Raw genomic sequence first — 11,959 nt, 5'->3', positions numbered from 1 at the left:
TGTGATGCCACCGTTACGCGCCTTCACGCCCCCTTCACCGGGCCCGCGCAAGGGGGTTGCGCGCGGGCTCGCGGTGGGCTCGCGGTGGGCTGATTCACGCCGGTGGGTCCGTCCGTTACGCGTCCTCCGCCAACTCCAGCCAGCGCATCTCCAGTTCCTCGCGCTCCGCGGCCAGGTCGCGCAGCTGGGCGTCGAGTTCGGCAACCTTCGCGAAGTCCGTTGCGTTCGCCGCGATCTGGTCGTGCAGCTTGGTCTCCTTCTCGGAGACGCGGTCCAACTGCCGTTCGATCTTCTGGAGTTCCTTCTTGGCGGCGCGCTGGTCGGCGGCGCTGCGCTCGGTCGTGGCGGCCTTGGGGGCCGCGGCGCCGGCGGTGGCGGCGACGGCCTCCTCCATGCGCTGCCGGCGCTCCAGGTACTCGTCGATGCCGCGCGGCAGCATCCGCAGCGTGGCGTCGCCGAGGAGGGCGAAGACGCGGTCGGTGGTGCGCTCGACGAAGAACCGGTCGTGGGAGATGACGATCATCGAGCCGGGCCAGCTGTCGAGGACGTCCTCCAGCTGGGTGAGGGTCTCGATGTCGAGGTCGTTGGTGGGCTCGTCGAGGAAGAGGACGTTCGGCTCGTCCATGAGCAGACGCAGGAGCTGGAGGCGGCGGCGCTCACCGCCGGAGAGGTCGCCGACCGGCGTCCACTGCTTCTCCTTGCTGAAGCCGAACGTCTCGCACAGCTGCCCGGCGGTCATCTCGCGCCCCTTGCCGAGGTCGACGCGCTCGCGAACCTGCTGGACGGCTTCCAGCACCCGGGTGGCGGGGTTCAGCTCGGCGACCTCCTGGGAGAGGTAGGCCAGCTTGACCGTCTTGCCGACGGCGACCCGGCCGGCCGCGGGCTGGGCCTCGCCCTCCGTCCGTGCCGCCTCGGCCATGGCGCGCAGCAGCGAGGTCTTGCCCGCGCCGTTGACGCCGACCAGGCCGATGCGGTCGCCGGGGCCGAGCTGCCAGGTGACGTGCTTGAGCAGCACCTTCGGCCCGGCCTGGACGGTCACGTCCTCCAGGTCGAAGACGGTCTTGCCGAGCCGGGAGGAGGCGAACTTCATCAGCTCGGAGGTGTCCCGCGGCGGCGGCACGTCGGCGATCAGCTCGTTGGCGGCCTCGACCCGGAACCGCGGCTTGGAGGTACGGGCGGGAGCGCCGCGGCGCAGCCAGGCCAGCTCCTTGCGGACCAGGTTCTGCCGCTTGGTCTCCTCGGTGGCCGCGATCCGCTCGCGCTCCGCGCGGGCGAAGACGTAGTCGGAGTAGCCGCCCTCGTACTCGTAGACGTCGCCGCGCTGCACGTCCCACATGCGGGTGCAGACCTGGTCGAGGAACCACCGGTCGTGGGTGACGCAGACCAGCGCCGAGCGGCGCTCGCGCAGGTGCCGGGCGAGCCAGGAGATGCCCTCGACGTCGAGGTGGTTCGTCGGCTCGTCGAGGACGAGCAGGTCCTGCTCCTCGATGAGCAGCTTGGCGAGCGCGATACGGCGCCGCTCGCCACCGGAGAGCGGTCCGATGACGGTGTCGAGCCCCTTGGGGAAGCCCGGCAGGTCGAGCCCGCCGAACAGCCCGGTCAGCACGTCCCTGACCTTGGCGTTGCCGGCCCACTCGTGGTCGGCCATGTCGCCGATGACCTCGTGCCGGACGGTGGCGGCCGGGTCGAGGGAGTCGTGCTGGCTGAGGACGCCGAGCCGCAGCCCGCCGGAGTGCGTGACGCGGCCGGTGTCGGCCTCCTCCAGCTTCGCGAGCATCCGGATGAGGGTGGTCTTGCCGTCGCCGTTGCGGCCCACCACGCCGATGCGGTCGCCCTCCGACACGCCGAGCGAGACGCCGTCCAGCAGGGCACGGGTGCCGTAGACCTTGCTGACGTTCTCGACATTGACCAGGTTGACGGCCATTTCACTCCTGCGCACGGGGGATGGATCGCCCATCCAGGGTAGTCGGAGGCCGACCGTCGTCCCGCTGCTCCCCATGACGCCGGCCGGTACCGCCAGCGGCACACCGCGGGACCGGGCGCCGCGATACCGCGCGGCGGCCGGACGGGGGCGCCGTATCAGCGCGCCGTGGCGTTACGGGTCACCGTGGCGCCCGGTGCGGGGGCCGCTGCTGTGCGGACCGTGCGGCAGGTGGCGGAGGTGCGGAGGGCGTCGGCGATCTTGGTGGCCGTTTCCGGGTCCCGGGCGAGGAAGGCCGTGGTGGGGCCGGAGCCGGAGACGAGGGCGGTGAGTGCTCCGGCCGCGCGCCCCGCGTCGAGGGTGTCGGCGAGTTCCGGGAAGAGGGAGAGGGCCGCGGGCTGGAGGTCGTTGGAGACGGCGGCGGCGAGTGCGTCGGGGTCGCCCTTCGCCAGGGCCTGGAGCAGTTCCGCCGAGGCCACCGGCGCCGGGATGTCCCGTCCCTGTGCCAGCCGGTCGAACTCGCGGAAGACGGCCGGCGTCGACAGCCCGCGCCTGGCCATCGCGAACACCCAGTGGAAGGTGCCGCCGGTCTCCAGCACGGTCAGCTGCTCGCCCCGCCCGACGCCGAGGGCCGCCCCGCCGACCAGGCTGAACGGCACGTCGCTGCCCAGCTCGGCGCAGATCGCGAGGAGTTCGGCGCGGGAGGCGCCCGCACACCAGAGCTCGTTGCAGGCGAGCAGCGCGCCCGCCCCGTCCGCGCTCCCCCCGGCCATGCCGCCGGCGACCGGGATGTCCTTGGCGATGTGGATGTGCACGGCGGGTTCGATGCCCCGGCGCTCGGCGAGCGCGAGCGCGGCGCGTGCCGCGAGGTTCGTGCGGTCCAGGGGGACCTCGGCGGCGTCCGGGCCCTCGCAGGTGACGGTGAGCTCGTCGGCGGGTGTGACCGTGACCTCGTCGTAGAGGCCGACGGCGAGGAAGACGTTGGCCAGGTCGTGGAAGCCGTCGGGGCGGGCGGCGCCCACCGCGAGCTGGACGTTGACCTTGGCGGGGACGCGTACCGTGACGGTCACTTACCGGACTCCTTGTCCTCGGCGTGCTCGGCGTGCTCGGCGTGCTCGGCGTGCTCGGCGTGCTCGGCGATCCTCGCGAACTCTTCCACGGTCAGCGCCTCGCCGCGGGCCTGCGGGGAGATCCCGGCCGCGACCAGTGCCGCCTCGGCCGCCGCCGCGGACCCGGCCCAGCCGGCGAGCGCCGCCCGCAGGGTCTTGCGGCGCTGCGCGAACGCCGCGTCGACGACCGCGAAGACCTCGCGCTTCGACGCCGTCGTCTTCAGCGGTTCCGCACGCCGGACGAGGGAGACGAGCCCGCTGTCGACGTTCGGCGCGGGCCAGAAGACGTTGCGGCCGATGGCGCCGGCGCGCTTGACCTCGGCGTACCAGTTGGCCTTGACGGACGGCACGCCGTACACCTTGTTGCCGGGTCCGGCGGCGAGCCGGTCGGCGACCTCGGACTGCACCATCACCAGGGTCCGCTCGATGCTCGGGAAGGTGTCGAGCATGTGGAGCAGGACGGGGACGGCGACGTTGTAGGGGAGGTTCGCGACGAGGGCGGTCGGCGGCGGTCCCGGCAGCTCGGTGACGTGCATCGCGTCGGAGTGGACCAGCGCGAACCGGTCCGCGCGCGCCGGCATGCGCGCCGCGATCGTCGCGGGCAGGGCGCCGGCCAGCACGTCGTCGATCTCGACGGCGGTGACCCGGTCCGCGGCCTCCAGGAGCGCGAGGGTGAGGGACCCGAGCCCGGGGCCGACCTCCACGACGACGTCGTCCGGGCGGACCCCGGCGGTGCGGACGATACGGCGGACCGTGTTGGCGTCGATCACGAAGTTCTGGCCGCGCTGCTTGGTGGGACGGACACCGAGCGCTGCCGCCAGCTCACGGATGTCGGCGGGGCCGAGGAGGGCGTCGGGGGTGGGGCTGCTCACGGGACAAGGGTACGGGCCGCCGGGGACGCCTCCGGCCGGTCACTTGTGCAGCCGCGCCCCGCAGTGCGGCCAGGGCGTGGAGCCGCGGCTCACGTAGAGCTTCTTCGCGCGGAACGTCTGCTCCTCCGCCGGGGCGTCCTGCGGGCGCCCGCTGCCGCCGAGGCTGTGCCAGGTGTGGGTGTCGAACTGGTACAGCCCGCCGTACGTCCCGGAGGGGTCCACCGCGTGCGCCCGGCCGCCGGACTCGCAGGCGGCGAGACCGTGCCAGTTCAGGCCGTCGGCGCCGGTCACGGAGTCGGGGTGCGGTTTGGTCCCCACCTTGACCAGCTGGGTGCGCGCCTCCCGGACCACCTCGGCGGCCTCGCGGTGCGGCTTCTGCCGGACCCCGTTGACGGAGCGCAAGTAATAGGTCACACGGCGCAGCCCCGGCCGCCCGGCCCGCTCCACCACCTCGGTCCCCTTGAACAGCGTCGGGTCCGCCGTCCGCCGCACCTGGAACGGGATGGTCTCCTCGCGCACCTCCTTGCTGCCGGTGACGCGCAGCACGGTCACCGTCTGGCCGTCGCGCGGGAAGCCGGCCTGGGACACGGAGGTGGTGTCCTGGCCGTGCAGGGTGATCCCGGCCTCCTCGACGGCCTCGCCGACGGTCGCGGCGTTGGTGCGGATGGTCCGGGTCCGGCCGTCCGCCAGGATGGTGACCGTGCGTTCGGTGCGTACGTCGAGCGCGAGCCCGGCGCGTCCGATGTTCTGGGAGCGCGAGGCCGACAGGTACGCGCCCTCGGCGCGCACCCCGAGCTGTCTGAGCGCCCCGTCCACCGTGCGCGCCGTCGTCCACACCTCGCGCCGTTCGCCGTCCAGCGTGAGCCGTACCGGGCGGCCGTAGCGCACCGCGACCTCGTCGCCGCTGGCCAGGACCGTACCGGGGGCGGGCGCGACCACGTCGTGCGCACCGACCGGCACGCCCTCGTCGGCCAGCAGGCCGGTGACGTCGTCGGCGAACGTGTGCAGGGTGCGCGGCCTGCCGTCCACGGTCAGCTCGATCGCCTTGTCCTTGGCGAGGAACGCGGTGGTGCCGCCCGCGAGGAACGCGACGACGAGCGCCTGCGGCAGCAGACGGCGCACGGCGGACTCGGGGCGCCGGGTGTACCGCGTCTTGCGCCGGCGCGCGGCACGCCGCCCCGCCACGGCGCGCACATCCGCCTCCCGCGTCTCCTCCCGTGCGTCCTCCCGCGCGTTCTCCTCCGCCCCGCCCTCGCCCTGCGGCGGCAGCTCCTGCCCGGCGACCTGCGACTGCGCGGCGCGAGCGGCCTGCGCAGCCTGTGCGGCCTGCGCCGCGGCCTCGTACGCCGGCTGGTACGTGTCACCCCCGTACGCAGTGCCGTAGCCCAGCGTCTCGGCGTCGTGTGCGCCGTACATCTCCTGCACGCCGTGTGCGCCGTGCACGCCGGGCGCGCCGGGCGCGCCGTAGGGGTCGTACGCCCCAGACGTCTCGTACTGCGATGTGCTCACGCCGACACGCTCCAGAGGGGCCAGAGGGGTCCGGATCGGGCCCCCAGAACCTAGCGGAGCAGTCGTCACTCTCCAAAGCGGCACGACTACGCACGGTCGCGAGCAGACCAAGGGTGCGCCCTCGCGAACGTTATGTGCCAGTTACGATCGATACACCCTCAGTAGTCGAAGGCCCGGGCCGTGTTCGCGCCCAGGGCCGTCGCCAGCGCGTCCTCGTCGATGCCGCGCACGGCGGCCAGCGCGCGCACCGTGACCGGAATGAGATACGGGGCGTTGGGCCGTCCGCGGTACGGCGCCGGGGTCAGGAAGGGCGCGTCGGTCTCCACGAGGAGCAGTTCCAGGGGGGCCACGGCCGCCGCGTCCCGCAGGTTCTGGGCGTTCTTGAAGGTGACGTTGCCGGCGAAGGACATGAAGTAGCCCTCGCGGGCGCACTCCTCGGCCATCGCGGCGTCCCCGGAGTAGCAGTGGAACACGGTCCGCTCGGGGGCGCCCTCCTCCTTGAGGACGCGCAGGACGTCGGCGTGGGCGTCGCGGTCGTGGATGACGAGGGCCTTGCCGTGCCGCTTGGCGATCTCGATGTGGGCGCGGAAGGAGCGCTCCTGGGCGGCCTTGCCCTCGGGTCCGGTGCGGAAGTAGTCGAGGCCGGTCTCGCCGACGCCTCTCACCTGGGGCAGCCCGGCCAGCCGGTCGATCTCGGCGAGCGCCTCGTCGAGCGCGGCGTCCCCGCCTCCCGCCCGCGCCCCCTGCCGGGACCAGCCGTCGGGGTCCCCGTGCACGATCCGCGGGGCCTCGTTGGGGTGCAGGGCAACGGTCGCGTGGACGTTCGCGTGCGCGGCGGCGGTGTCGGCCGCCCACCGCGAGCCCTTGAGGTCGCAGCCGACCTGGACGACGGTCGTCACACCCACCGACGCGGCCTTCGCGAGGCCCTCCTCGACCGTGCCGGACTGCATGTCGAGGTGGGTGTGGGAGTCGGCGACGGGCACCCGGAGGGGTTCCGGGAGCGGCGGCGCCGCGTTCTTGTCGGCCGTACGGGAGGCCGTACCGGGGTCGTTCGAAGGCATGCCCCGATCCTACGAAAGGGGCATGCCCGCCGGACCGGCGGCCGGGTCAGCTCGCCTTGCGCTGGAAGGGGTGCAGGAGGTCCGACAGGTGCCAGTGATGCGGCTGCCCGATCTCCGCGGAGGCCTCCGTCGCCTCGGCCGTCCCGCTCTCCGCGGCGGCCTGCCCGGCGGGGCGGTCCTGCGCCGGCGACCGGTGCGACCGCTGCGCGGCGTTCCGCACCGAAGAGACCTGGCCCGCGCGCATGATCCGCAGGACCTGGCCGTCGCAGTTCTGGCACGAGGGCCGGCTCAGCGGCGACGGGACGACCCGGCCGTTCGCCACGTACTTGACGAACTCGTGGTTGTCGGCGTCGGTGTGGTGCTCTATCTCGTACGACTGCTCCCAGCCGTGCCCGCATCGCATGCAGGCGAAGGAATACGACTCGTGGACGACGGCTGTGGCCGCACCGCGGAGGCCGGTGGTCTGCCCTGCGATCTCACTCATGCCAGCTCCTCTTGTCCGCTTGGACAAGCACGCACCCCCGGCGCGGGGATTCCCCCCGGAATCCCATGGGGGTGAGGGACGGGTGCGTCCCTGCTGACCAGTGGACGCCTTCACCGGCGCGAATGCGACAGGCCTGCCGAGTGTTGGAGGCGATTTGGATTCGGCTTGCCAAATCCGCCTCGCCGCACAGGGCTGGGCTTTGCGTTTCCCTCCCCTGCTTTACCGTCCCGTGGGACGCGCGCTCAGAGGAGTAGCCCCCCGCTCAGAGGACACATCACCGCAGGTCAGGGGCGCACGCTCAACCGAGGAGCGGCTCGCTCAGAGATCAGGGTGCGCCCCCTTCGAAACCCCGGCCCGAAGGCGCCCCGTGAGGGGCGCGGGGAACTGCGCGACCAGCCCCCACTGCCCCGCACACAACTACACAGGAGCAACCACGACGGCGCCGCCGAAACCGCCCTCAGCCATCGACGCGCTTCGCCGCAACCACCGCGTCGAACACCACTCGCTTCGGAATCCCCGCCTCCACCGCCACCGCCGCGATCGCCTCCTTGCGGCGCTCCCCCGCCTCCTCCCGCACCCGCACCCGCCGCACCAGCTCCGCCGCGTCGAGTTCCTCCGGCCCCCGCTCCGGCGCGCCCTCCACGACGACGGTGATCTCGCCGCGCACCCCCTCGGCTGCCCACGCCGCGAGCTCGGCCAGCGGGCCGCGCCGCACCTCCTCGTACGTCTTGGTCAGCTCACGGCAGACCGCGGCCCGCCGCTCGGCGCCGAAGACCTCGGCCATCGCGGCGAGGGTGTCGTCGAGGCGGTGCGGGGCCTCGAAGTAGACGAGGGTGCGGCGCTCCTCGGCGGTCTCCTGGAGGCGCGAGCGGCGCTCGCCCGCCTTGCGCGGCAGGAACCCCTCGAAGCAGAACCGGTCGACGGGCAGCCCGGACAGCGCGAGCGCGGTGAGCACGGCGGACGGCCCCGGTACGGCCGTGACCCGGATCCCCTTCTCCACGGCCGCCGCGACCAGCCGGTAGCCGGGGTCGGAGACGGACGGCATCCCGGCGTCGGTGACGAGCAGCACGCGCGCGCCGCCGACGAGTTCCTCGACCAGCTCGGGCGTGCGGGCGGACTCGTTGCCCTCGAAGTACGACACCACGCGCCCCTTGGGCGTCACGCCCAGCGCCTGGGTGAGCCGGCGCAGCCGCCGCGTGTCCTCGGCCGCGATCACGTCGGCGCCGGTCAGCTCCGCGGCGAGCCGGGGCGGCGCGTCCGCGACGTCGCCGATGGGGGTGCCTGCGAGGACAAGGGTTCCAGTCACGCCCCCATCCTCGCAGCCGCCACCGACAGCGCCGTCCCCCCGCCGACGCCCGGGGCGGGGAACGCAAAGGAACCCACCGCGAAGCCGCATTGCACGGGACTCACACAGAACGGTTCCCTACGATGGCGCGGTGACCAGTACCGCGTCCTCCACGGACACCCGGCAGGGCCAGGCAGCGCTCGACGAGCGGCCGACGTGGCAGCAGCGGCTGCGCCGGTTCGGCTACACGGCGAGCCCGGCGCTCACCACCGGTGACAGAGGCAGCGCGGGCCCGGGCGTGCGGGCCGGCGTCGTCGACCGCCTGGTGCCGCCGTACGCCGAGCCGAACCCCCGGCTGTGGTCGGCCCTGGGGGTGCCCCCGGTGCTCGCCGAGCGGATCACGCGCTGGTCGGGCTGGGGCGGTCCGCTCCTGGTCACGCTGATGGCGGGCGTGCTGCGGTTCTGGAACCTGGGCAGCCCGAAGGCGGTGATATTCGACGAGACGTACTACGCGAAGGACGCGTGGGCGCTCGTCCACCGCGGTTTCGAGGTCAACTGGGACAAGAACGCCAACGACCTGATCCTGCAGAAGGCCGGTCACGTCGGCATCCCGGTGGACGCGGCGTATGTCGTGCACCCGCCGGTCGGCAAGTACGTCATCGGGCTCGGGGAGCTGGTCTTCGGCTTCAACCCGTTCGGCTGGCGGTTCATGACCGCGCTGCTCGGCACGCTGAGCGTGCTGCTGCTGTGCCGGATCGGGCGCCGGATGTTCCGGTCCACGTTCCTGGGCTGCCTGGCCGGCGCGCTGATGGCGGTGGACGGACTGCACTTCGTGATGAGCCGCACCTCGCTGCTCGACGGGGTGCTGATGTTCTTCGTGCTGGCGGCGTTCGGCTGCCTGGTCATCGACCGGGACCGGTCGCGGGCGAAACTGGCGGCGGCGCTGCCGCCGGACGCGGACGGCCGGGTCCGCCCTGACGCGCACGTGGCCGACGGTTTCCGCTTCGGGTGGCGGCCCTGGCGCTGGGCCGCGGGCCTGCTGCTGGGCCTCGCGCTCGGCACCAAGTGGAACGCCCTCTACATCCTGGCCGCGTTCTGCGTGATGGCGCTGTTGTGGGACGTCGGCGCCCGCAGGGTGGCCGGTGCCCGGCACCCGTACAAGGCGGTCCTGGCGCACGACACGGGGATCACGTTCCTGGCGACGGTCCCGGTGGCGGTCGCCGTCTACCTGACGTCCTGGATCGGCTGGATCCTGTCCCCCACCGACGGCACCGGCGGCTACTTCCGCAACTGGGCGGCCACCGACGGCAAGGGCGGGAACTGGACGTTCCTGCCGGACTGGCTGCGCAGCCTGTGGCACTACGAGCACGAGGTGTACCTGTTCCACGTCGGCCTGTCGTCGCCGCACACGTACATGTCGAACCCGTGGTCCTGGCTGGTGCTGGGCCGCCCGGTGTCGTACTACTACGAGTCGCCGTCCCCGGGCGTGGACGGCTGCCCGTCGGACGCCGGCGAGAAGTGCGCCCGTGAGGTGCTCGCGATCGGCACCCCGCTGCTGTGGTGGGCGGCCTGCTTCGCGATCGCCTACATCCTGTGGCGGTGGGCGTTCCGCCGCGACTGGCGGGCCGGTGCCGTCGCGTGCGGCATCGCGGCCGGTTACCTGCCCTGGTTCATGTACCAGGAGCGCACGATCTTCCTCTTCTACGCCGTCGTCTTCGTGCCGTTCCTCTGTCTCGCGGTGGCGATGATGATCGGCGCGATCATCGGCCCCCCGGGCTCCAGCGACACCCGCCGACTGCTCGGCGCGTCCAGCGCGGGCGTCCTGGTCCTCCTGATCGCCTGGAACTTCATCTACTTCTGGCCCCTGTACACGGGCACGGCAATCCCCATCGACTCCTGGCGCTCCCGGATGTGGCTGGATACCTGGGTCTAGCCGGGCGGAAACCTCCGTTCGGCCACCGGTTCGGCCAACAATCGGTCAACACCTGTCACAAGGGCCCCACAACGACCTACAGTGCGAGTCACAGCCAGCTTTTGAACGCGTTCACAAAATGCGGCAAATGCTCACGGGGAGGGATTTTCGCACTATGCGCAAGGGGGTCAAGGGAGCCCTGGTCGGCGGCGTCTGCGCGGTCGTGCTGGGTGGGGGCGGGTACGGGGCCTACAACGTCCTGTCGGGGTTGCGCGGTGACAGCACACCGGCCGTGCGGACGGGGCCGCCGACGAAGGACGAGGTCGAGGACACCACGCAGAAGTTCTTCACGGCCTGGGAGAAGGGCCAGTCGGCGACCGCGGCGTCGCTCACGAACGACTCCGCCGACGCCGAGCCCGTGCTCACCTCCTTCAGCGACGTGGCGCACATCAAGGACGTGCACATCACGCCGGGCAAGGCGACCGGCGCCACCGTGCCGTACAGCGTGAAGGCGACCGTGTCCTACGGCGGGAAGTCGAAGCCGCTCGCCTACCGGAGCCGGCTGACCGTCGTACGCGGCGAGACCACGCACCGTGCGCTCGTCGACTGGGACCCGTCCGTGGTCCACCCGGAGCTGAAGCGCGGCGACACGCTGTCCACCGGCGAGGCGGCGAGCCCGCCGATCGAGGCCGTGGACCGCAACGGCAAGGTGCTCACCAAGGACGCGTACCCGTCCCTGGGCCCGATCCTGGACGAGCTGCGCAGCCGCTACGGCGACAAGGCCGGCGGCACCCCCGGCGTGGAGCTGGTCATCCAGCACGCGTCCGCGGAGTCCGCCGACACCACGCTGCTGACCCTCACCCAGGGCAAGGCGGGCAAGCTGCGGACGACGCTCGACGCGCGCGTGCAGGCCGCCGCCGAGACCGCGGTGACCAAGTACGCCGAGTCGTCGGTGGTGGCCGTCAAGCCCAGCACCGGGGAGGTGCTGGCGGTCGCCAACCACCGCGAGGACGGCTTCAACGCGGCCTTCCTCGGCGAGCTGGCGCCCGGCTCCACCATGAAGATCATCAGCGCCGCCACCCTCATCGACACGGGGCTGACCACGGCGAACGGCCCGGCCCCCTGTCCGCCGACCGCGACCTGGCAGAGCCAGACCTTCAGCAACCTCAAGGGACTTGAGCCGGACGAGCAGGCCACCCTCTCGGACAGCTTCGCGCGCTCCTGCAACACGGCGTTCGTGAAGTACGCGGACTCGGTCCAGGTCGACTCGCTCACCAAGGAGGCCGAGGACCGGTTCGGGCTCGGGAAGAACAACTGGAAGGTGGGCATCCCGAGTTTCGACGGCCGGGTCCCCGCCTCCGGCGGCCCGGACACCGCGGCCAACCTGATCGGCCAGGGCCAGGTGCAGATGTCGCCGCTGAACATGGCGTCGGTGGCGGCGACCGCGCTGACCGGGGCCTTCCGGCAGCCGGTGCTCGTCCCGCAGAAGCTGGACGGCCGTGAACTGGCCACCGCGAAGGGCCTGTCGGCCACCACGGTCGCCCAGCTGCGCGCCATGATGAACCGCACCGCGACCAGCGGCACCGCGGCCGGGGTCATGCGCGGGCTGAGCGGCAGCATCGGCGCCAAGACGGGTTCGGCGGAGGTCGACGGCCAGTCCAAGTCGAACAGCTGGTTCGCCGGCTACCGCGACGACGTCGCGGCGGCGGCCATGACCCAGGACGGCGGCCACGGCATCGACGCGGCCGGTCCGATTGTCGCGAGTGTGCTACGGATCGGTGGCTGACGTCACTCCCACAGGCCGGG

Annotated in this window: 9 protein-coding genes; 2 read left to right on the top strand and 7 right to left on the bottom strand. The window is 72.6% G+C overall.

Annotated features, from left to right (window positions below):
• Positions 1-115: 115 nt before the first annotated feature.
• The 7 genes from AB0D74_RS35680 to rsmI form a co-directional block, all read right to left on the bottom strand.
• On the bottom strand, positions 116-1,924 hold the full coding sequence (locus tag AB0D74_RS35680) for an ABC-F family ATP-binding cassette domain-containing protein (protein ID WP_362596157.1): 1,809 nt from the start codon (positions 1,922-1,924) through the stop codon (positions 116-118).
• Positions 1,925-2,079: 155 nt separating this feature from the next.
• Positions 2,080-2,991, bottom strand: coding sequence for a 4-(cytidine 5'-diphospho)-2-C-methyl-D-erythritol kinase (locus AB0D74_RS35675; protein ID WP_362596155.1), 912 nt, complete (start codon positions 2,989-2,991; stop codon positions 2,080-2,082).
• Positions 2,988-3,902 carry a 16S rRNA (adenine(1518)-N(6)/adenine(1519)-N(6))-dimethyltransferase RsmA gene (gene rsmA, locus AB0D74_RS35670; protein WP_362596153.1) on the bottom strand — a complete coding sequence of 305 codons (915 nt, stop codon included), beginning with the start codon at positions 3,900-3,902 and terminating at the stop codon, positions 2,988-2,990. The genes AB0D74_RS35675 and rsmA overlap by 4 nt, the downstream gene beginning before the upstream one ends.
• A gap of 39 nt (positions 3,903-3,941) precedes the next feature.
• The gene (locus tag AB0D74_RS35665) at positions 3,942-5,318 is read right to left on the bottom strand and encodes a ubiquitin-like domain-containing protein (RefSeq protein WP_362596293.1); all 1,377 of its coding nucleotides are present in this window, start codon (positions 5,316-5,318) and stop codon (positions 3,942-3,944) included.
• 251 nt (positions 5,319-5,569) lie between these two features.
• Entirely contained in the window at positions 5,570-6,472 is a 903-nt protein-coding gene (locus tag AB0D74_RS35660; protein WP_362596151.1) for a TatD family hydrolase, read from the bottom strand.
• Between the two features lie 46 nt (positions 6,473-6,518).
• Entirely contained in the window at positions 6,519-6,956 is a 438-nt protein-coding gene (locus AB0D74_RS35655; RefSeq protein ID WP_362596149.1) for a hypothetical protein, read from the bottom strand.
• Positions 6,957-7,413: 457 nt separating this feature from the next.
• A complete protein-coding gene (gene rsmI, locus AB0D74_RS35650; RefSeq protein ID WP_362596147.1) occupies positions 7,414-8,262 on the bottom strand; it encodes a 16S rRNA (cytidine(1402)-2'-O)-methyltransferase in 849 nt (282 codons plus the stop codon).
• 130 nt (positions 8,263-8,392) lie between these two features.
• Between rsmI and AB0D74_RS35645 the strand changes: the two genes are divergently transcribed.
• The gene (locus AB0D74_RS35645; protein ID WP_362596144.1) at positions 8,393-10,174 is read left to right on the top strand and encodes a phospholipid carrier-dependent glycosyltransferase; all 1,782 of its coding nucleotides are present in this window, start codon (positions 8,393-8,395) and stop codon (positions 10,172-10,174) included.
• Between the two features lie 154 nt (positions 10,175-10,328).
• A complete protein-coding gene (locus AB0D74_RS35640) occupies positions 10,329-11,939 on the top strand; it encodes a penicillin-binding transpeptidase domain-containing protein (RefSeq protein WP_362596142.1) in 1,611 nt (536 codons plus the stop codon).
• Positions 11,940-11,959 lie beyond the last annotated feature (20 nt).

This window comes from Streptomyces sp. NPDC048278 (assembly GCF_040652195.1).
GTDB lineage: Bacteria > Actinomycetota > Actinomycetes > Streptomycetales > Streptomycetaceae > Streptomyces.
Note: the sequence above shows the minus strand (reverse complement) of the source record. Positions and strands in the feature narration are given on the sequence as shown.

Bases quoted from the DNA above. Each gene is read 5' to 3' on its own strand.
- AB0D74_RS35665 (WP_362596293.1), bottom strand. From the start codon at position 5,318: ATGTACGGCGCACACGACGCCGAGACGCTGGGCTACGGCACTGCGTAC.
- AB0D74_RS35640 (WP_362596142.1), top strand. From the start codon at position 10,329: ATGCGCAAGGGGGTCAAGGGAGCCCTGGTCGGCGGCGTCTGCGCGGTC.
- AB0D74_RS35660 (WP_362596151.1), bottom strand. From the start codon at position 6,472: ATGCCTTCGAACGACCCCGGTACGGCCTCCCGTACGGCCGACAAGAAC.
- AB0D74_RS35655 (WP_362596149.1), bottom strand. From the start codon at position 6,956: ATGAGTGAGATCGCAGGGCAGACCACCGGCCTCCGCGGTGCGGCCACA.
- AB0D74_RS35680 (WP_362596157.1), bottom strand. From the start codon at position 1,924: ATGGCCGTCAACCTGGTCAATGTCGAGAACGTCAGCAAGGTCTACGGC.